Origin of the sequence: Amycolatopsis sp. 3B14, assembly GCF_050958625.1 — a bacterium.
In the GTDB taxonomy this organism is placed as follows: Bacteria; Actinomycetota; Actinomycetes; order Mycobacteriales; family Pseudonocardiaceae; genus Amycolatopsis_E; species Amycolatopsis_E thermoflava.
Map to the genome: position 1 here is coordinate 1 of NZ_JBHZEN010000034.1, position 19,432 is coordinate 19,432.

Annotated in this window: 19 protein-coding genes; 8 read left to right on the forward strand and 11 right to left on the reverse strand. The window is 71.6% G+C overall.

What is annotated here, in order from left to right; translation table 11 throughout:
- Positions 1-73: 73 nt before the first annotated feature.
- Genes ACCP09_RS19950 through ACCP09_RS19960 form a run of 3 tightly spaced genes read right to left on the reverse strand, consistent with a single transcriptional unit; the run spans position 74 to position 3,145 of the window.
- Positions 74-574 (reverse strand): DUF2771 family protein, encoded by a 501-nt coding sequence (locus ACCP09_RS19950; RefSeq protein ID WP_431909669.1) that lies wholly within the window; start codon positions 572-574, stop codon positions 74-76.
- 22 nt (positions 575-596) lie between these two features.
- On the reverse strand, positions 597-2,327 hold the full coding sequence (locus ACCP09_RS19955) for an MFS transporter (protein WP_027933841.1): 1,731 nt from the start codon (positions 2,325-2,327) through the stop codon (positions 597-599).
- 41 nt (positions 2,328-2,368) lie between these two features.
- Positions 2,369-3,145, reverse strand: coding sequence for a glutaminyl-peptide cyclotransferase (locus tag ACCP09_RS19960; protein ID WP_433748776.1), 777 nt, complete (start codon positions 3,143-3,145; stop codon positions 2,369-2,371).
- A 49-nt stretch (positions 3,146-3,194) separates the two neighbouring features.
- Here ACCP09_RS19960 and ACCP09_RS19965 point away from each other — a divergent pair, with 49 nt between their 5' ends.
- Both ACCP09_RS19965 and ACCP09_RS19970 read left to right on the forward strand, forming a co-directional pair.
- Positions 3,195-4,016: a DUF3027 domain-containing protein gene (locus tag ACCP09_RS19965; RefSeq protein ID WP_431909675.1), complete on the forward strand. Its 822-nt coding sequence runs from the start codon at positions 3,195-3,197 to the stop codon at positions 4,014-4,016.
- Positions 4,000-6,750, forward strand: coding sequence for a sacsin N-terminal ATP-binding-like domain-containing protein (locus ACCP09_RS19970; RefSeq protein ID WP_433748779.1), 2,751 nt, complete (start codon positions 4,000-4,002; stop codon positions 6,748-6,750). The genes ACCP09_RS19965 and ACCP09_RS19970 overlap by 17 nt, the downstream gene beginning before the upstream one ends.
- A 137-nt stretch (positions 6,751-6,887) precedes the next feature.
- Here the strand turns inward: ACCP09_RS19970 and ACCP09_RS19975 are convergent, their stop codons facing one another.
- On the reverse strand, positions 6,888-7,178 hold the full coding sequence (locus ACCP09_RS19975; protein ID WP_378335056.1) for a DUF2530 domain-containing protein: 291 nt from the start codon (positions 7,176-7,178) through the stop codon (positions 6,888-6,890).
- A gap of 53 nt (positions 7,179-7,231) precedes the next feature.
- On the opposite strand from ACCP09_RS19975, the gene ACCP09_RS19980 reads away from it, so the two are divergent.
- Complete coding sequence (locus ACCP09_RS19980; protein WP_027933846.1) at positions 7,232-8,689, forward strand: NCS2 family permease; 1,458 nt, start codon at positions 7,232-7,234, stop codon at positions 8,687-8,689.
- Position 8,690: 1 nt separating this feature from the next.
- On the opposite strand, the gene ACCP09_RS19985 is transcribed toward ACCP09_RS19980, so the two are convergent.
- A complete protein-coding gene (locus tag ACCP09_RS19985) occupies positions 8,691-9,266 on the reverse strand; it encodes a TetR/AcrR family transcriptional regulator (RefSeq protein WP_433748784.1) in 576 nt (191 codons plus the stop codon).
- Positions 9,267-9,333: 67 nt separating this feature from the next.
- On the opposite strand from ACCP09_RS19985, the gene ACCP09_RS19990 reads away from it, so the two are divergent.
- The 3 genes from ACCP09_RS19990 to ACCP09_RS20000 all read left to right on the forward strand — a co-directional run bounded on the left by ACCP09_RS19990 (position 9,334) and on the right by ACCP09_RS20000 (position 11,855).
- Positions 9,334-9,921 carry a dihydrofolate reductase family protein gene (locus tag ACCP09_RS19990; RefSeq protein ID WP_433748787.1) on the forward strand — a complete coding sequence of 196 codons (588 nt, stop codon included), beginning with the start codon at positions 9,334-9,336 and terminating at the stop codon, positions 9,919-9,921.
- Between the two features lie 63 nt (positions 9,922-9,984).
- Positions 9,985-10,407 (forward strand): MarR family winged helix-turn-helix transcriptional regulator, encoded by a 423-nt coding sequence (locus ACCP09_RS19995; protein ID WP_037322880.1) that lies wholly within the window; start codon positions 9,985-9,987, stop codon positions 10,405-10,407.
- A gap of 173 nt (positions 10,408-10,580) precedes the next feature.
- The gene (locus ACCP09_RS20000; RefSeq protein WP_433748885.1) at positions 10,581-11,855 is read left to right on the forward strand and encodes an MFS transporter; all 1,275 of its coding nucleotides are present in this window, start codon (positions 10,581-10,583) and stop codon (positions 11,853-11,855) included.
- A gap of 138 nt (positions 11,856-11,993) precedes the next feature.
- On the opposite strand, the gene ACCP09_RS20005 is transcribed toward ACCP09_RS20000, so the two are convergent.
- Complete coding sequence (locus ACCP09_RS20005; protein WP_433748790.1) at positions 11,994-12,980, reverse strand: hypothetical protein; 987 nt, start codon at positions 12,978-12,980, stop codon at positions 11,994-11,996.
- A 35-nt stretch (positions 12,981-13,015) separates the two neighbouring features.
- A complete protein-coding gene (locus ACCP09_RS20010; RefSeq protein WP_433748793.1) occupies positions 13,016-13,885 on the reverse strand; it encodes an MBL fold metallo-hydrolase in 870 nt (289 codons plus the stop codon).
- A gap of 78 nt (positions 13,886-13,963) precedes the next feature.
- Between ACCP09_RS20010 and ACCP09_RS20015 the strand changes: the two genes are divergently transcribed.
- A complete protein-coding gene (locus tag ACCP09_RS20015; protein ID WP_433748796.1) occupies positions 13,964-14,395 on the forward strand; it encodes a MarR family winged helix-turn-helix transcriptional regulator in 432 nt (143 codons plus the stop codon).
- Between the two features lie 88 nt (positions 14,396-14,483).
- Here the strand turns inward: ACCP09_RS20015 and ACCP09_RS20020 are convergent, their stop codons facing one another.
- The 4 genes from ACCP09_RS20020 to ACCP09_RS20035 all read right to left on the reverse strand — a co-directional run bounded on the left by ACCP09_RS20020 (position 14,484) and on the right by ACCP09_RS20035 (position 18,394).
- On the reverse strand, positions 14,484-15,272 hold the full coding sequence (locus tag ACCP09_RS20020; protein WP_378335062.1) for an arylamine N-acetyltransferase family protein: 789 nt from the start codon (positions 15,270-15,272) through the stop codon (positions 14,484-14,486).
- A gap of 99 nt (positions 15,273-15,371) precedes the next feature.
- Positions 15,372-15,992, reverse strand: a complete 621-nt coding sequence (locus ACCP09_RS20025; protein ID WP_017985168.1) for a superoxide dismutase — start codon at positions 15,990-15,992, stop codon at positions 15,372-15,374.
- A gap of 163 nt (positions 15,993-16,155) precedes the next feature.
- A complete protein-coding gene (locus ACCP09_RS20030) occupies positions 16,156-16,815 on the reverse strand; it encodes a heme oxygenase (biliverdin-producing) (protein ID WP_123684744.1) in 660 nt (219 codons plus the stop codon).
- Between the two features lie 76 nt (positions 16,816-16,891).
- Positions 16,892-18,394, reverse strand: coding sequence for a glutamate-cysteine ligase family protein (locus ACCP09_RS20035; protein ID WP_123684745.1), 1,503 nt, complete (start codon positions 18,392-18,394; stop codon positions 16,892-16,894).
- A 227-nt stretch (positions 18,395-18,621) separates the two neighbouring features.
- Between ACCP09_RS20035 and ACCP09_RS20040 the strand changes: the two genes are divergently transcribed.
- Entirely contained in the window at positions 18,622-19,431 is an 810-nt protein-coding gene (locus tag ACCP09_RS20040) for a TrmH family RNA methyltransferase (protein WP_433748803.1), read from the forward strand.
- Position 19,432 lies beyond the last annotated feature (1 nt).

Here is a 19,432-nt window from a genome sequence, read left to right on the forward strand (position 1 = left end):
AAGATCGGGTTCGGGAGGGCTCAATCGCGGCGTAGCGAAGCGAAGCCCGGCGCCCTAACAACCCGCGTAGCGGCTACGAACCCGGCTCAACCTGCAAAGACCAGAAAGCCCGCGCCACCAACTGCGGATTCCCGTTCTCGTCCAGAATCGGATTCCCGGCCTGATCAGCCGCATAGGCAGCTCCGAGCTGCTGCACCTCCACAACGACCAGCTGGTCGTCCGGCGCGGCTCCGGTAGCGGTGTAGGCCAGCTTGTCCCCGGGCGAGAAGAACTGCTGCTTCACCGGCTGCAGTTCGCCCTTGGCGTTGGCGTACTGGACGTTCACCAGCCAGGGCGTGTCGCCGATCTCGGACGGCACGGAGATCTGCACCGGCTTGCCGGGCCGCACCTTGAGCGTCACGGCGGCGTCCGGGTTCTCCGAGCACGACTTCAACAGCGCGTCGCAGTTCACGATCGGCTCGGCGTTGACCGTGTGACCGTCGCCGAAGAACGTGACCTCGGGCGGGCCGACCGTGGCGGAGCACCCGGTCAGCGCCAGCACACCGGCCGACAGCAACAGCAAAGTTCGCCGCATGCCGGAAACCCTACGGGTCGGCTCACTGCACGCGGGGAGCGGCCCCGCTGCCGGTCCGCGCCGGCCTGCGGTCCCGCCTGCTGCCCAGCCCTGGCAGGAGCGACGAGCCGCGCTCCAGCAGGAACGTCTGCACCAGCCCCACCGCCAGCAGGATCGACACCACCAGGAACCCGATCCAGTACGTCGGCGGCAGCAGCAGCCCGATCGCGCCGCCGAACACCCACGCCAGCTGCAGCACCGTCTCCGACCGGCCGAACGCCGACGCCCGCGACTCCTCCGGCAGGTCGCGCTGGATCACCGCGTCGAGGCTGATCTTCGCCAGCGCGCTGGCCGTGGCGCCGACGAGACCGACGATCGCGGCCGTGACGATCCCGGCCATGACCGTCGCGAGGATCGTCGAGGCCAGCGCCGCGCCCACGCAGCCGAGCACGACCTGGCTGGGGTGCCCGAAGCTCAGCCGCGAGCCGAGCGCGTTGCCGACGAACCCGCCGACCCCGGCCGCGCCGCCGATCAGGCCGAGCAGCAGCAGTTGCATGAACGGGCTCTGCCCGGTCTGCTCCGCCTGCGCCTTCACGGCGAACGCCGCGAACATCATCAGGAACCCGGTGAGGATGCGGATGGTCCCGTTGCCCCACAGGGCGAGGACCACGTCGCTGCCGAGCGGCTGTCGTTTCTTCTTCTTCGCCGGGTGCGCCTTGAGGGTGGCCGGGACCTCGCCCTCGGTCACCTCGACCCACGCCGGGATCCGCATCGCCTGCACGGCGCCCGCCGCGCAGATCAACGCGGTGAACCACAACGCGCCCGCCGACCCGAACAGCGAGTTCACGCCGGAGGCGATGGCGCCGAACACACCGCCCGCCGCGAGCCCGAACACCGTCAGCCGCGCGTTGGTCTTCGACAGCGTGATGTCCGGCGGCACCACCCGCGGGGTGACCGCCGACTTCAGGACCGTGAACGACTTGGACAGCACCATCTTCCCGAGCGCGGCCGGGTAGAGGCCCCAGTCGTTGAAGTGCAGCGCCATCAGCACGGCCATCAGCACCTGGCCGACCGAGGTGAGGCACATCGCGAGCCTGCGGCCGCGCTGGATCCGGTCCAGCAGCGGGCCGATGACCGGTGCGACGAGCGCGAACGGCGCGATGGTGATCAGCAGGTACAGCGCGACCTTGCCGCGGCCCTCACCGCTGGTGGCCGCGAAGAACAGGGTGTTGGCCAGCGCGATGGCCATCGCCGCGTCGCTGGCGTAGTTCAGCATCACCGCGTACGTCAGCGAGGTGAGGCCGGACTTGTCCGCGCCGTCGGCCTTCGTCGCGCGCTGGAACATGCCGACCGCGCGGCCGCCCAGCTCACGGCTGCGCAGCGCGGCGACGCGGGTGACGGTCAGCTTCTTCGGCATCCGGGGCAGCGGCCCTGCGGTCGCCTCCGTGCGGTGCTCCGCGGCCGGCTCCGGCTCGGGACGCGCGTTGTGGTCGGCGTACCCGTCGGTGTTGTAGTGCTCGTAAAGCGGCTCCGTGCGGCGGGGCGGCGGCTCGCTGTGCCACGGCCGCTGCTGCGGCGGCGGGCTCTGCCGCGGCGGGTACGGCCGCGCGCCACGCGGCGGTGGCGGCGGTGATGTGCGCCCGCCTGCCGGGAACGCGCTCGTCGGCGCCTCGTCCGCGTTCGGCACCGCGGCCGACTCGGGGTAGAAGCGCCCCTGGGCGCGCCACGGCTGCCCGGCACCCGGTGCCGGTGTCCACTTCCGTTTGCGCCCCACACGTCAATCTTGCCGTATTCCTGCGCCGACGCGCTCGGTGATCAGGAAGCGGGCACGAATTTCACCCGGAACATCACCGGCCAGAGCTTCCCGGTGATCAGGAACTCGTCCGTGCCGGGAACCGCGGCGATGCCGTTGAGCACGTCCGCGGCCGACGCCTGGGCCGGGGTGAGCAGCCCGGCCGCGGTGATCTGCCCGGTGACCTCGCCGGTCGCCGGGTCGATCCGCAGGATCCGGTCGGTCTGCCACACGTTCGCGTACACCGCGCCGCCGGCGCACTCCAGTTCGTTGAGCTGCGAAAAGGTCTGCTCGCCGTGGTGGACGGTGACCTCGCCGGTCTCCGCGAACGTGGCCGGGTCGCGGAAGGTGAGCCGGTCGGAGCCGTCGCTCATCACCAGACGGCCGCCGTCGTGGCACAGCCCCCAGCCCTCGCCGTCGTAGGACACGCGCCGCAGCTCGGCGAGCGTCCGCGCGTCCCGTTCGATCGCGACACCGTTCTGCCAGGTCAGCTGCCACAGGGTCGGCCCGGTGACGGTGATGCCCTCGCCGAACAGCGGCGCGGGCAGGTCCACGCGCGTGGTGGGCGGCTGCCCGGGCGCGCCGGCCCGCACGGACGACTGCCCGACCAGCCCGGTGCCCTCGTACAGGGTGGCGCCGGAGAACTCGAGGCCCTGCGTGAACGCCGCCGGATCGTGCGGCAGCGTCTCCAGCACCTGCACCGTGAGCTGCGGAACCGTGGCAGGCGCGGGCGGCGCCGCCGCCGCGCAGCCCGCGAGCGCGACGACCGTGGCGAGGGTCAAGGTGATCAGGGTGCGCACGCCTCCACCCTGACACGGCCGCCGGAGGCGCGCGGGGCACAATTGGGGTATGACGCTGCTGCTCACCCTGGACGACGGCTCCGTGGAGCGCGCTCTCGCCGAGGCAGTCGACCTCGCGCGCGAGGCCGCGGTCGAAGAGGCGGGGGCCGAGCAGGTCGGGGCGCACGTCGGCGTGTCGCGTGAGGACGCGGTGTCGGCGAGCCACCTCTTCGAGGCCAACGTGCCGGGCTACCGCGGCTGGCGCTGGTCGGTGACGGTCGCGAGCGCGGGCGCGGACGCCCCGGTGACGGTCAGCGAGGTCGTGCTCGTGCCGGGCCCGGACGCCCTGATCGCCCCGCAGTGGGTGCCGTGGGAACGTCGGGTGCGGGCGGGCGACCTGGGCGTCGGCGACATCCTCCCCCCGGACAAGGACGACCCGCGGCTGGTCCCGGCGTACCTGCAGTCCGACGACCCGGCGGTCGAGGAGGTCGCGCACGAGGCCGGGCTCGGCCGGGTGCACGTCCTGTCCCGCTTCGGCCGCGAGGAGGCCGCCACGCGGTGGCACCGCGGCGAGTTCGGGCCGCGGTCGGACATGGCCCGCAGCGCGCCCGCCCACTGCGGCACGTGTGGCTTCTACCTCCCGCTGGCCGGATCGCTGCGCGCCGCCTTCGGCGTGTGTGGCAACGAGATCGCCCCGGCGGACGGCAACGTCGTGCACGCCGAGTACGGCTGCGGCGCGCACTCCGAGGTCGAGGTCGAGGTGACCTCGTCGGTGCCGGTCGCCGAGCTGGTCTACGACGACTCGCTGCTGGACATGGAGCCGGTCGAGGAGCCGAAGACCGAGACGGGCGCGACCGCGGACGTCGAGACGGCGAGTGAGTCAGCTGAGTGATCCGTTCGGCACCGAGGCGCTGCGGGCCTCGGTGCTGCGGGCCTGGCGGGACTCGCCGACCCGGTTCACCGAAGACACCAACGCCGAGACCGACCTGCGGGTCGGCGGCTACCGCGACCGGCTGTTCGTCGAGTTGGCGCAGAACGCGGCCGACGCCGCCGCGCTGGCCGGCGCCCCCGGCACGCTGCGGGTGTCCGTGGCCGCCCGCGAGCTCCGCGTCGCCAACACCGGCGCGCCGCTCGACGCCGCCGGCGTGGCGTCGCTGGCTTCGCTGCGGGCGTCGGCCAAGCAGGGCGACACGGTGGGGCAGTTCGGCGTCGGCTTCGCGGCGGTGCTCGCGGTCAGCAGCGAACCGCGGGTGATCTCGCGGACCGGCGGCGTCGCGTTCTCCGAGACCCGCACCCGGGAGGCCGCCGGGCGCGACGGCGCGGTGCCGGTGCTGCGCCTGCCGTGGCCGGCAGACGAGGACCTGCCCGCCGGCTTCGACACCGAGGTCCGGTTGCCCCTGCGCGAGGGCGTGGACGCGGACGAGCTGCTGGCCCGCCTGCACGACGAAGCCGAGGACCTGCTGCTGTCGCTGCCCTGGCTGGCGCGGATCGAGGCGCCCGGCGCGGAGTGGACGAGATCCGAAGTGGACGGTGTGGTGGAGCTGTCCACCCCGTCCGGGACGGTCCGCTGGCTGACCAGGGTCGGCGAGAACGTGGTGTGGGCGAAGCCGGTCGACGGGCGCCTGACCGAGGACGTCCTGCACGCCCCGACGCCCACCGACGAGCGGCTGTCGTTGCCTGCCCGGCTGATCGCGACGGTGCCGCTGGAGCCGTCCCGCCGCCGGGTGCTGCCCGGCGCCGACGACGCGCTCGCCGCGGCCGCCCGCGAGTACCCGGCGCTGGTACGCGAGCTCGCGCCGGAGGACCGGCTGGAGCTGGTGCCCGAAGCGGGTTTCCCGCTGTCCGAAGTGGACGGTAAGCTGCGTGAGCTGGTCGGCAGGCAGCTCGCGACGCAGGCATGGCTGCCCGCGGCCGAGGGTGACGACCTCGTGCCGTCGAGCGCCCGGGTGCTGTCGGTCGAGTCGCCGCGGCTGCTGGAACTGCTCGCCGGTGTCGTGCCCGGGCTCGCCGGGATCAGCGGCTACGAGCCGGCGCAGCTCCTCGCGACCGTCGACGCCGACCGGCTCGACGTCGCCGACCTGGTCGACCTGCTGATCGGCGTGGACCGGGACCCGGAGTGGTGGCGTTCGCTGTACGACGCCTTCCTGCCGCTGCTGGACAACCACGAGGTGACCGCGGACGAGCTGGGCGCTCTGCCGGTGCCGCTGGCGGACGGGCGGACGCTGCCCGGCCCGCGCGGCGCGTTGCTGCTCGGCGCGTCGGAGCTGCTCGACCTGCTGGCCGACGCCGACGTGGGCGGGCTGCGGCTGGTCCACCCGGAGGCGGCGCACCCGTTGCTGGAGCGCCTCGGCGCGAAGCAGGCGGAGGCGGCGGACCTGCTCGACGCGCCCGCGCTGCGTGAGGCGATCGAGCGCAGCGTGGCCGACGCCGAGTCCGGTTTGGACACCCGCCCGCTCGCGGAAGCCGTGCTGCGCCTGGTTTCCGACACCTCCGCGGAGGGGCTGGGCGCGCTCGCGTTGCCGTCGGCGGACGGCTGGCGGCGCGCGGACGAGCTGGTGCTGCCGAACTCGCCGCTGCGCGAGGTCTTCGACCCCGAGGTGTTCGAAGAGGACGGTCCGTTCTCCGTGCTGGACGCGGAGTTCGCCGAGCAGTGGCCGTCCCGGGTGCTCACCGAACTCGGGGTGCTCGACGAGTTCCTCGTGGTGGACAACTCCGACGAGCAGCCGGAGATCCGCGACCTCGACCTCGTCGCCGACGACGCCTGGCCGCAGGCGCTGCGGCTGATCGCCGGGCAGCGCGAGACCTGGCAGGCGCTGACGATGCCGGACAGCCCGTCCGCGGCCTGGCTGGAACGCAACGCGCTGCTGGCCGGCCGCGCGCCGGCCGAGTGGCGGCTGCCGGACGCGGCGAGCCTGACCGGCCTGTACGACCCGGTGCCCGACGTCGGGGTGCGCCCGGACGTGCTGGCCGCCGCCGGGGTCCGGGCGGAGCTGGCCGTGCGCAACCTCGACGACGCCGCCGACCTGCTCGACCGGCTCGGCGACCCGGACCGCGAGGTCCCGCCGGGCCTGATCCTGCGCGCGCACGCCCTGCTGGCCGCCGCGGACCTGGAGTGGGCCGAGCTGGACGCGCCCGAGCGGGTGCGCACGGTCGACGGGTCCGTGGTCGACGCCGAGCGGACCGCGGTGCTGGACCTGCCGTGGCTGGGCGCGGTGTGGGCACCGGAACGCCTGGTCGCCGCCGCGCCGGGCGCGGACGTGGCCGCGCTCGCCGAGCTGCTGGACATCCCGCTGCTGTCCGAACACGCCGACGCCCGGGTCAGTAGCGACGGCGAGTTCGTGCCGTGGGCGGAGATGACCGCGCTGGTCCTGGCCGCGGAGCTGCTGGACATCCCACTGCCCGAGGGCGGGCTCGTGGTGCACGACGAGTTGACCGTCGAGGTCGACGGAGTCAAGCGCGCCACGCCGTGGTGGGTCGAAAGTGGGACGTTTCACGGGGAACATCACGCGGAGGACTCGCCCGAAGGGCTGGCCCGCGCGTTCGCCTGGGCTGCCGGTCGCTGGTCCGAGCGCCACCTGGTGGAGGCCGTGCTGAACGACCCCGCGACGACGACCTACCTGCTGTAGAACGCCTTGAACGCGACGGCCGCTCCGTACGTGGCCACGCGGCGGCTCCGGGAGCGGCACGGGTTCGTCCACATCGACTCGATCGACCCCCTGCCGGGCCGGCCGCCGGGCAACCCCGCCGCGCTCTACGTCGCCCGTCAGAGACCGGTCTGCGCGCTGCGGCTGCCGTGGCGGCGCGCCCAGCGCTGCCAGCTCATGATGCCCATACCCATCAGCCCGAGCACGCCGCCGGACAGGCAGGTCCACATCCACACGCTCGCCGGCCCGCCCGTTCCGAACAGGCGAATCCCGCCGAGCACGAGGAAACCCGCGAACCACACGAGTGTGCCGACCGCGACGACCGGGTAGAGCACCACCAGCCGCTCGGGTAACTCGGGCACCGGAAGCAACGGACGTTTAACATCCCCGGCGTTGATCGGATCGGCCACGTCAGGAAGGCTACCCGCGGGTCATCCCAGTGGCACCAGGTAAGGCAGGTTGCATGGCTGTGCAGGGCGGCAGGACCGGACTCGACCGGTTCTTCAAGATCACCGAGCGTGGGTCGACCGTCGGCCGCGAGGTGCGCGGCGGGCTGGTCACCTTCGTCACGATGGCCTACATCGTGGTGCTCAACCCGCTGATCATCGGCAGCTTCTCGGCCCAGGACGCGGGCGCGCACAAGGACCTGTTCGGCAACATCCTGCCGGTCCCGCAGGTGGCGGCCGTGACCGCGCTGATCGCGGGCGTCATGACGATCCTGATGGGCGTCGTGGCGAACTACCCGTTCGCGATGGCCACCGGGCTCGGCATCAACTCGCTGATCGCGGTCAGCGTCGCGCCGCAGATGAGCTGGCCCGCCGCGATGGGCCTGGTCCTGCTCAACGGCCTGATCATCCTGGTGCTGGTGCTCACCGGCATCCGCACGATGGTGTTCCGCGCCGTGCCGCCCGCGCTGAAGGCCGCGATCGCGGTCGGCATCGGCCTGTTCATCACGCTGATCGGCCTGGTGGACGCCGGTTTCGTGCGGCGCATCCCGGACGCGGCGAACACCACCGTGCCGGTCGGGCTCGGCATCGGCGGGTCGATCGCGAGCTGGCCGACGCTGGTGTTCGTGATCGGGCTGCTGATCACCGGTGTCCTGGTGGCGCGGCGGGTCCGCGGCGCGATCCTCATCGGCGTCCTGGTGACGACGGTGATCGCGATCATCCTGGAGGCGCTCGTCAACGCGGGCCCGGCCGGCGGCACCAACCCGAAGGGCTGGAACCTCGGGTACCCGGCGCTGCCGGACCGGATCGCCGGCTGGCCGGACCTGTCGCTGCTGGGCCAGGTGAACTTCGACGCGTGGGTGCAGGTCCCGGCCATCACCGCCGCGCTGATCGTGTTCACCCTGATCCTCACCGACTTCTTCGACACCATCGGCACGATGACCGGCCTCGGCAAGGAGGCCGGGCTGCTGGACCGTGACGGCGAGCTGCCCAACACCGGCAAGGCCCTGTTCGTGGACAGCCTCGGCGCGGTGGCCGGCGGTGCCGGCTCGTCCAGCTCCAACACCGTGTTCGTGGAGTCGGCGTCCGGCATCGCCGAGGGCGCGCGCACCGGGCTGGCCAACGTGGTCACCGGGCTGCTGTTCCTCGGCGCCATGTTCTTCACGCCGCTGTACGAGGTGATCCCGGTCGAGGCCGCGGCGCCCGCGCTGGTGGTCGTCGGCGCGCTGATGATCAGCCAGGTGCGGGAGATCGACTTCACCGACTTCAAGATCGCGCTGCCCGCGTTCCTGACGATCGTCGTCATGCCGTTCACCTACTCGATCACCAACGGCATCGGCGTCGGGTTCATCTCCTACGTCGTGATCCAGGCCGTGACGGGCGGGGCGCGCAAGGTGCACCCGCTGCTGTGGGTCATCGCCGTGGCATTCGTGGCCTACTTCGCGGTCGGGCCGATCCAGGACGCGATCGGCTGAGTCACTCCACCACGAGCCGCTCGACCGCGGCCGCGATCAGCTCGTCCCGCTCGGCTTCGCCGTACACGTCGGGCAGGGTGAGCTGCTCGACGATCATCCAGCTGAGGGTGAGGATCAGCAGCCGCACCGCGGTCGCGTCGCCGGGCAGCCCGGACTGCTCGTGGTAGGTAACGTTCGCGTCGACGTCGGCGCGCACGCGCTCGGTCAGCAGCTTGCGCAGCTCCGGGCGGCGGGTGGCCTCCAGGCGTAGTTCGAGCAGCGCGAGGTAGCCGCTGGAGAACGCGGTGATCCGCGCCACGAGTTCACGCATGAGCTGGGTGTAGGTCGCCCGGTCCCGCGGCGCGGTCCGCTGCCGCTCGATCGTCGCCGCGTCCGGCTCCATGCGCTCGTAGAACCGCTGGGCGATCTGGTGCAGCAGGTCGTCACGGTTGGCGAAGTAGTTGGATGCCGTGCCGGCCGGCACGGCGGCCTCCTTGTCGACGGCCCGGAACGTCAGCCCGCGCGCGCCCTCGGCGGCCAGCACCTCGATCGCGGCGTCCAGCAGAGCCGCCCGTCGCTCCTCGTTCCTGCGCACCATTTGACACCACTCCAGTTGTAGTACTACGGTCGAACCACTACAGACAGAGTACTACGAACGGAGCGATATGCGAGAGTTGGTCTACTACGTCGGGGTCAGCATCGACGGCCGGATCGCGGGCCCGGGCGGCGAGTTCGACTTCTACCCCGAGGGCGAGGGTGCCCAGTTCGAGGCCTACCGGGGGTGGATGCTGAAGACCTTCCCGGAAACCGTGCCGACCATGATCCGGGAGGCGGCCGGGATCGCCGACGCCCCCAACGAGAACATCGACACGCTGGTCATGGGGCTCGGCACCTACCGGCCGGCGCTGGGCATCGGTGTCACCAGCCCGTACGCCCACCTGCGGCAGTACGTCGTGTCGAGCACCCTGCGCGAAAGCCCCGACCCCGCCGTCACGGTGGTCGGGGGCGACCCGCTCGGCCTGGTCCGCTCGCTCAAGCAGGAGGAGGGCAAGGACATCTGGCTCTCCGGCGGGGGCAAGCTGGCCGGGGCGGTCTGGCCGGAGGTCGACCGGCTGGTGATCAAGAGCTACCCCGTGGTCGCCGGGGACGGGATCCCCATGGTGGACGGGAAGTTCGACCCGACGCGGTTCGAGGTGACCGACCGCAGGGTGTTCGACAACGGCGTGGTCGTGAGCTGGTTCAGCCGAAAGTAAAGGTGCGATCGATTTCACCCGCGAGGTCGATTGATCGTAAGGTATGCTAACTATGTGTCCGATATGCGGGAGCGCGCCCTGGCGAGCCGGTTGCGGCTCGCGGTGGTGCGGCTGAACCGCAAGCTCCGGGCGCAGCGCACCGACGAGAACGTCTCGCTCACGCAGCTGGCGGCGTTGTCCACGCTGCACAAGTGCGGACCGCTCACGCCGGGCAAGCTCGCGGCGAAGGAGGGTGTCCAGCCCCCGTCGATGACCCGGGTCATCGCGGCGCTGGAGGACTTCGGGTTCGTCGAGCGGAGCCCGCACCCGACGGACGGGCGGCAGTCGATCGTCGCCCTCACCGAGCGGGGCCTGGCGTTCGTCGGGGAGACGATTTCGGTGCGCGAGGCCTGGCTGGACCGGAAGCTGGCAGAACTGAGCGGCGACGAGCGGGAAGTGCTCGCCCGTGCCGCCGAGATCATCGACAGGATGGCGGGGAACGAATAACGGTGGGGCTCAACACGGGTACTGACGGACAGTCCGAACTGACGAACACAGGTACCCGGGGCCAGGCGCCACCCGCCGACCGCGCCGCCTGCACCGCGCCCTCCGGCCGGATGCGTCCCAAGCCCGCCGCCCCGGCCGCGGAGCCCGGGGAGAAGGCGCAGCCGAAGGCGAGCATGTTCGCCTCGCTGCGGGTGCCCAACTACCGGTTGTTCTTCTCCGGCCAGATCATCTCCAACATCGGCACCTGGATGCAGCGCATCGCGCAGGACTGGCTGGTGTTCGAGCTGTCCGGGAACAACCCGGTGGCGCTGGGGATCGCGGTGGCGCTGCAGTTCCTGCCGACGCTGATGCTGTCCCTGTGGGCTGGTGTCCTGGCGGACCGGGTGGACAAGCGCAAGCTCTGCATCGCCATCCAGAGCGGCATCGGCGTGCAGGCGCTGGTGCTCGGGCTGCTCGACGTGTCCGGTGTGGTGACGCTGTGGCAGGTCTACGTCCTGTGTTTCGTGCTGGGCGTCTTCAGCTCGCTGGACGTGCCCGCGCGGCAGTCGTTCGTCGCGGAGATGGTGGGGCGCAAGCAGATCACGAACGCGGTCGCGTTGAACTCGTCGGTGTTCAACATGGCGCGGATCGTCGGGCCCGCCATCGCCGGGTTCGCGATCACGTGGGTCGGCACCGGGTGGATGTTCCTGGCGAACGCGGTCAGCACGCTGGCCGTGATCACCGGGTTGCTGCTGATGGACCCGGACAAGCTGTTCCGCGGCCCGGCCGTCGCGCGGGCCAAGGGGCAGCTGCGCGAGGGGCTGGCCCACGTGCGCGGGCGGTCGGACCTGGTTTCGCTGATGGTGCTGGTGTTCTTCGTCAGCACTTTCGGTATCACGTTCTTCACGTCGCTGGCCATCGTGGCGGGCAACGTGTTCGGCACGCAGGCCGACGGGTACGGGCTGTTGTCGACGCTGCTCGCGGTCGGGACGTTCACGGGTTCGCTGATGGCGGCCCGGCGCGGGGCGCGGGGCCGTCCGCGGGTGCGGCTGCTGTTGATCGCGGCGTTCAGCCTGGGCGCGGTCGAGTTCGTCGCCGGGTTCATGCCGACCTACCTGGCGTTCGGCATCGCGCTGATCCCGCTCGGGTTCGCCACGATCACGTTCCTGAACACGGCGAACTCGCTGGTGCAGACGTCGGTGAGCCCGGAGATGCGCGGCCGCGTCATGGGGCTCTACGTGCTCGTGCTGATCGGCGGGAACCCCATCGGCGGCCCGATGGTCGGCTGGATGGCCGACACCTTCGGCGGCCGGTCCCCGTTCCTCATCGGCGGCGTGATCTCCGCGGTGGCCGCCGTGGCGTGCGCGGCGGTGCTGGCCCGCCGCGGCGGCATGACGCGGCCGGTGCGCCTGGCCGGCCTGCGGGTGCTCAACGCGCGCCGCCGCTCGGACCGGTCGCAGGCCGCCTGACGCGCTGGTGCCCGGGCGCCGCTCGGTGTCGTGACTCGTTGGGTGCGGAGGACCTCCGTGCGGAGTGCAACGCCCGGGATCACGCGAGTGACCTGACTGTCCGCACCCCGTCGGGCACGGGTGCTCGGGCGCTGGGGCTCAGCGTCCGAGGAGGGCGGGTAGCACCGTTTCCGCGAGTGACTTCAGGTCGCGGCCTGTGCCGGTGAACGCCAGTTCCTGGCTCGAGCCCTGATCGAGCTTCACCGCCACCACCTCGTCGGTGATGAGGGCGGGGCGGCCGGCCAGCGTGTCCGGGTACGCGCGCGGTGTCACGTCGTCCGTCAGGGCGGCTTGCACGGTGCGCACCGTGCAGCGGCCGTCGAACCTCGGCTTCGCCGCCGACGGGCTCGTGCCCATCGCCCTCGCGAGCTGCGTGCACAGCTGCCACGACACCACCGGCCACGGCGCGTCCTGGATGCCGTAACCCGGGATCGGCTCGGTCACCCGCATGGCGATCACCGCGTCGCGGCCCTGTGCGGGCAGGTCCGGGCCGGGCGCCATCGTCGCGTCGATGACGTCCCGCGCGATCGACGTGGCGAGGTCGTCCAGCGTGAGGCCCGGGCGGGTGACGGCGTAGCGGGTGATGTCGAGGCGCAGGTACGGGTGGACCTCGCCACTGGGCGCGTCGTCGACCAGGTGGACGTTGAGCCGCGCGTTGACGGTGCCGCTCGACTCGACCTCCGCAGCCCGCCCGGACACCGTCACCGACTGCGGCGACCGGAGGGTGGCGGGCACGTTGTCGAGGCGCAGGCTGACGTCGAGGCTCCCAGTGACGAGGTGGCAGACGCTGCCCCGCACCTCGCGCAACGTGGCGCCGCCGAGCACCGCCTCCCAGCGCTGCTCGGACAACGCCTGGCACAGCACGTGACCGGAACTGCCCGCGGGCAGCGCGGCCAGCATCTCGCCGGAGGGCATCGGCACGCGGCGCGGCAGTTCGCCGTCCTTGCCCGGCCACACGGCGGGCAGGCCGGGGGCGGGCGGCGGCGCGTCGCTGCCCTGCGACCACAGGTAGCCGGCCGCGCCGGCGACGGAGGCGAAGGACAGCAGCACGCCGAGCACGATCGCGATCACTGTCGACGTCTTCACACGGCAAACGCTATCCGGTGACCGAGCGAGTTCGATCAGTGATCCCCGGTTGGCGGAAGGGGCTGCCACGCCGGTGCGCCGCCGCCCCGCCGGACCCGCCCGAACACCACGTCAGCGAAGTGGATGCCGAACCCGATCGTGTCCGGTTCGGACAGTTCGGCGACGAGGCGGGCGCGGTGCGCGGCGGCGCGGGCCGGATCGTGGTCGACCGCCGCCGAGAACTCCGGGTGGTCCACCTGGACCGGTGAGTGCAGCGCGTCGCCGAACGCGATGAGCCGCTGCCCGCCGCCGGTGATCACGTACTCGGCGTGCCCCGCGGTGTGGCCCGCGCTGGTCCGGATCCGCACGCCGGGGAAGATTTCCTGCCCGTCGCGCACCGTGCGGACCCGCGGCGCCAGCGCGGCGATGTCGCGTGCCGTCGCGTCGCGCGCGGCCCATTCCGGTTCGGCGACCAGGTAGTCGGCGTGCGCGAAGAGGGGCCGGTCGGGAGCGAGGTGCCAGGCCCAGCCGGTGTGGTCGGGGTGCAGGTGCGTGAACGCCACCGCCTCGATGCCGGCGGGGGACCGGCCGAGCGCGGCAAGGTTCGCCGGCAGCGCACCGCCGCGGATCGCGCCGCGCGGCGTGCCCGGATCGGGTGGCAGGGACTCCGGCCCGAAGCCGGCGTCGATGAGCAGCGCGCGGTCGCCGTGCTCGACGAGCAGCCCGCCGAGGCTCGCCACCAGGTGACCGGAGTCGTCCAGGTACTCCGGGTGCGCGAGCCAGAAGTCGTCGGTGGTGTCCGGCAGCCAGCCGCGCGGCGGCAGGTGCACCACGCCGTCCGGCACGAACGTCACCCTCGTGTCGCCCAGCCGCAGTGAGTGGATGCCGGCCTGCCGTCGCAGGCGCTCGTCGGAAGAGGTGATCATGCATCCGACCGTAAAGCATCAAGCTTGAAACATTCAAGCTGAAAATGTACTGACTTGACGGATCACTACGATGGGAGCATGGAACCGCAGGTCATCGCCGAACGGGAGCTGTGCGGGCTGGTGAACGGGCTGGCCCAGCAGATCGCCGACCACGTCCGGGAGCGCGCCGCCGCTCTCGGGCTCACCGCGCCACAGGCGACCGCGTTGCGGGAGATGACGGGGCCGATGACCATGCGCGAACTGGCCGAGCGCATGAGCTGCGAGCCGTCCAACGCCACGTTCGTCGTGGACAAGCTCGAGAAGCTGGAGCTGGTCGAACGCCGGCCGCACCCCACCGACCGCCGCGCCCGTCAGCTCGTCCTCACCGCCAAGGGTGAGGAGCTGCGCGGCAAGCTCCTCGACCTCCTCGTGCGCGACTCGCCGCTCGCCGCTCTCGACGTCGGCGAGCAGCGCGCGCTCCACGGGCTGCTGGAGCGGGCGATCGTCCGCCGCGATCACACCGACGGGTGAACGGACGATCTCCCGGAACCGGCCCCTTGCGAGGCTTGGTGAAGTTAGGCTAACCTAATGCTTGTCCGCTTCGTGGTGGGAGCGGCAGTCAGTTCGGGAACGGGCGGAGCCCCGGTGCCGGGAAGGATCCCAGCACCGGGGCTTCGTTCATGTCGATCCCGAAGTGCACGCGGTAGGCCTCGACCTTCTCGGCGTCGCTCAGCTCGCGCTCGGCCCGCTTGCCGTCGACCGTCTCGATCAGCTTGTCGCCCGCCAGGGTGACCCGTCCGGACGGCGTCGAGATCGTGCTCAGCACGTTCTGCGTGAAGTGCGACTCCGGCGAAGTGGCCTGCCACCAGCAGGTCGGGCCGAAGTCGGACAACTGCCGCGGGCGCTTCTCCAGCCGGTAGGCCGGCTCGCCGTTCAGCCGCACCTCGATGTCCCCGTCCGGCGCGTCCACCACCAGGAACTCGCCCTCGGGGTCGGTCTGCGGCTCGCACGCCGTCAGCCGCAGCGGGTGGCGGGCGAAGCGGCCGAAGCCCACGTCGGCCAGCCACGGCTCCTCCAGGTCGACCTGGAGGGCGAGGTGGTCGAACGGCGGGCCCCACCGGCCGCCGCCGAACACGCGGGCGCCCAGCAGGGTCACGCTGAAGCCCAGCTCGCGCAGGAGGGCCCCGAACAGGCCGTTGAGCTCGTAGCAGAACCCGCCGCGGCGGCGCCGGACGACCTTGTCGAACAACGCGTCCTCGTCCAGCACGATCCGCTCAGGCAGGTGCACGCTGAGGTTCTCGAACGGAACCGTCAGCAGGTGGGCTTCGTGCAGCTCCCGCAGCGCCGCCGGGGTGGGGGCGGTGGGACGGCCGGCTCCGATGCGGGCCAGGTACGCGTCGACATCCATGGCAGCCAGCCTGCACCCTCCACTGTGGTCGAGGTCAAGCGCAAAAAAGAAGGGCCCTGTCCGCGCGGGTGCGCGGAAGGACCCCTCGATCAGGCTCGCTCAGAGGAGCAGGCCGTTGCCGCCGGAAACGGCGTTGTCGAAGCGCTTGCTGATCTCGCCCCAGTTGTAGACGTTCCACAGCGCCTTGACGTAGTCCGCCTTGACGTTCTTGTAGTCGAGGTAGAAGGCGTGCTCCCACACGTCGACCAGCAGGATCGGCACGGTCGGCAGGATCAGGTTGTTGTGGTGGTCGCGCAGCTGCTGCGTGATCAGCGTCTTGCCGATCGGGTCCCACGACAGGGCGGCCCAGCCGTTGCCCTGGATCGTCGTGGCGACCGCGTTGAACTGCGCCTGGAACTTGTCGAACGAGCCGAACGCCTCGTCGATCGCCGAGGCCAGCTCACCGGTCGGCTTGTCGCCGCCTTCGGGGGACAGGATCTTCCACCACACCACGTGGTTGGCGTGCCCGGCCAGGTTGAACGCCAGCGTGGTCTCCAGGCCGACGATCGAGCCGAAGTCGCCCTTGTCCCGAGCCTCCGCGAGCTTGTCCAGGGTGTCGTTGGCCCCCTTGACGTAGGTCGCGTGGTGCTTGCTGTGGTGCAGCTCGTTGATCTGACCCGAGATGTGCGGGGCGAGCGCGCCGTAGTCGTAGTCGAGGTCAGGAAGCTCGTAGCGGGCCATCAGCCCTCCTTCTTGTCTGACGCAGAGTCCCTTGCGGTATCAAAACCTAGTCCTCGCGCGCGCAGGAAGCTAACTGGGGAGCCGCTGTCCGCACTGCGGGAACCGGTCATGCGGCAAGCCTGCAATCTCCAGCTAGATGGAGGTCAACGGGGTGTGCGGATGATCACTGCACCAGGTCGTCGAGCACCGCGATGTTGAACTCGAAGGCCACCAGCGTCTCGGTGACGATCCGGTCGCGCTCGGCCCCGGTCCACGGGGTGTCGTCGAGCAGCGCCTTGTACCGCTTCCGGAACGCGGGGACGTTGTCGATGTCGTCGAAGTGGTAGAACAGCGCGCCCGGCCCCTCGACGCCGTGGGCCTTGGCCAGCAGCTTGCGCACCGCCTGGCCGCCGGCGAGGTCGCCGAGGTAGCGCGTGTAGTGGTGGGCCACGTAGCCGCCGGCCCAGTCGAACGCGACCGCCCGGATGCGGCGCACGTAGTCCTCGGTCGCGGGCACCGGCGTGACGCGGTCCCGCCACTGCTCGCCGTAGAGGAACTCCAGGTCGGCCGCCAGCGCGGGCACCCGGCGCAGCTCGTCGAACACGAACCGGCCGCCGACCGGGTCGCGGCGCATCGCGTCCGCGGCCTCCTCGATGGCCTGGTAGATGAACCAGTACTGGGCCGCCAGCCGGGCGTACTCGGTCAGGTCCAGGTCGCCGTTGAACAGGTCCCGCATGTACCGGGAGTGGTGCGCCCGGTCGTGCGCCCGCCGTGTCGACTCCCTCAGGGTGGTCGAGAACGGGGTCTGGGTCAGGTCCGAGTCAACCGCGAGGGGAGCCGCCATGAGTGGCACTGTAAGCGACATCGGTCACTTAGGCTACCCTAACAAGGCCGGATTGACCCGAACAGAGCCCGGTTGATCACGGAGTGTCCACGGGCCAGGTGTGCACGGCCTCGCCACTCCGGCTCAGCTCCAGGTAGCGGCCGAGCATCGTGCTCAGCGCGGTGTCGCGATCGGCGCCGCGGTCCTCCGCTCCGGTGACGACCGCCCGCTGCCACCACGCGCCGTTGCGGCGGGTCAGGCAGCGCTGCTCGATGACGCCGAGGTAGCGGTCGATGGCCGCTTCGGACACGTCCGCGCTGCGCAGGCCCTCCACCGCGAGCGGCAACAGCACGCGCAGCACCAGTTCGTCCGGCGGCACCCAGCCCTGGCCGGGCCAGTAGAGCTGCGCGTCGAACCCGTTGCGCGCACCGGCGTACAGGTTCTCCTCCGCCGCCTGGAACGACATCTGTGTCCACACCGGACGCTCGGCCTCGGCGAGCGCCCGCTGCGTGCCGTAGAAGAACGCCGCGTTGGCCATCATGTCGAGCACCGTCGGGCCGGCGGGCAGCACGCGGTTCTCCACGCGCAGGTGCGGCTTGCCGTCCACCACGTCGTAGACCGGGCGGTTCCAGCGCCACACGGTTCCGTTGTGCAGCATCAGTTCCGTGAGCTTCGGCGCCTGCCCGGACTCGAGGGTCTCCAGCGGGTCCTCGCTGTCGGTCTCCGGCAGCAGACCGGGGAAGTAGCGGACGTTCTCCTCGAACAGGTCGAAGATCGAGGTGATCCACCGCTCGCCGAACCACACCCGCGGCCGCACGCCCTGGTTGCGCAGCTCCTCCGGGCGTGTGTCGGTGGCCTGCAGGAACAGCGGGATGCGGGTCTCGTGCCACAGCGCCTTGCCGAGCAGGAACGGCGAGTTCGCGCCGACGGCCACCTGCACGCCGGCCAGGCACTGCGCGGCGTTCCAGTGGGTGGCGAACTCCTCCGGCGCCACCTGCACGTGCAACTGCACCGACGTGCACGCGGCCTCGGGCAGGATGGACTCCGAGTAGGCGCGCAACCGCTCCGGGTTGTGCCCGCCGAGCGGGGCGCCGTCCATGGACAGCGTCATGTTCTCCCCGCGGGCGGCGAAAATCTGGTCGTTGAGCAGCGTGTACCGGGTGTTGTTGGTGATCCACTTCTGGTCGAAGTGGTCCTCCGCCAGTGTCGGCAGGATGCCGATGACGGCCAGCCGAGCGCCCGCGGCGGTCGCGTTCCGGTCGGCCTCGCCCAGGTAGCCGACCAGATCGTGCTCCAACTCGATCGCGGACTTCCCGGCGAGCGGGCGCGGCGGCACGTTCAGCTCGATGTTGTGCTGGGACAGTTCGGTGGTGAAGGACTCGTCGTCCAGCGCCTCCAGCACGGCGCTGTTCGACATGGACGGCCGCAGCCGGTCGTCCACCAGGTTCAGTTCGACCTCGAGCCCGATGTGTCTTCGCGGGAACGAGAAGCTGTCGTCGGCGAGCATCCTGGCCAGGGTGTCCAGGCACCGCTGGAGCTTGTGCCGGTACCGCGCCCGGTCCCGGGGGCTGAAGGCTTCCGCCGACACGTCCTTGCCCATGCCATCCCTGCTCTTGTCCTCGGCCGCTGCTGTGGTGATCGCCGCGGCACCCCGGCCGACAACGGTCGCACAACGATCGTCACGAGGTCATCGGCCAAAACGGTGGCTCCGCCACGACGCGCCCCACCGCGGCCCCCGCTGGTCCGTTCGGCCCAGTGGTACGCATGACGTTCGGAGCACCCACCCCGACGACGGAGGATCTACCCCGAAGCCGCAGACTTCATGCCGTGGCGCAGATCGTGCGAACCGAAGACGAGGGTGATCCCAGGCTCGACGACTTCCGGGACCTCTCCACGGCCGACCGGCGACCGGACCGGCCCGGCGGGCGCGGCCTGGTGATCGCCGAGGGCACCGTGGTGGTCCGGCGCCTGCTCGCGTCAGCGTACCCGCCGCGGGCCCTGCTGGGCGTCGAGCGGCGGATCGCCGAACTCGCGCCCGACCTGGCGGACGTGCCGGTGCCGGCGTACGTCACGTCGGCCGAGGTGATGGCGAAGGTCGTCGGGTTCCACCTCAACCGGGGCGTGCTCGCGGTGGCCGACCGCGCGCCCCAGCCGGACGCCGACGAGATCCTCGCGCGGTCGCGGGTGGTCGCCGTGCTGGAGGGCGTCGGCGACCACGAGAACATCGGCGCCCTGTTCCGCAACGCGGCCGCGCTCGGGGTCGACGGCGTGCTCCTCGGCGCCGGCTGCGCGGACCCGCTGTACCGGCGGAGCGTGCGGGTGTCGATGGGCAACGTGCTGCGGGTGCCGTTCGCCCCGCTGACGCCGTGGCCGTCCGGGCTGGAGCGGGTGCGGGCGGCGGGGTTCCGGGTGGCGGCGCTGACCCCGCGCGCGGACTCGCGGACGCTGCGCGAGGTGGCCGCCGCCGGTGGCCGGACGGCCCTGCTGCTCGGCTCGGAGGGGCCGGGCCTGACCGCGGAAGCGCTGGACAGCGCCGACGTCGCGGTGCGGATCCCGATGAGCGAAGGCGTCGACTCGCTCAACGTGGCCACTGCCGCGGCGGTGGCCTTCTACGAGCTCGCCGCAGCGGTAAATTGAC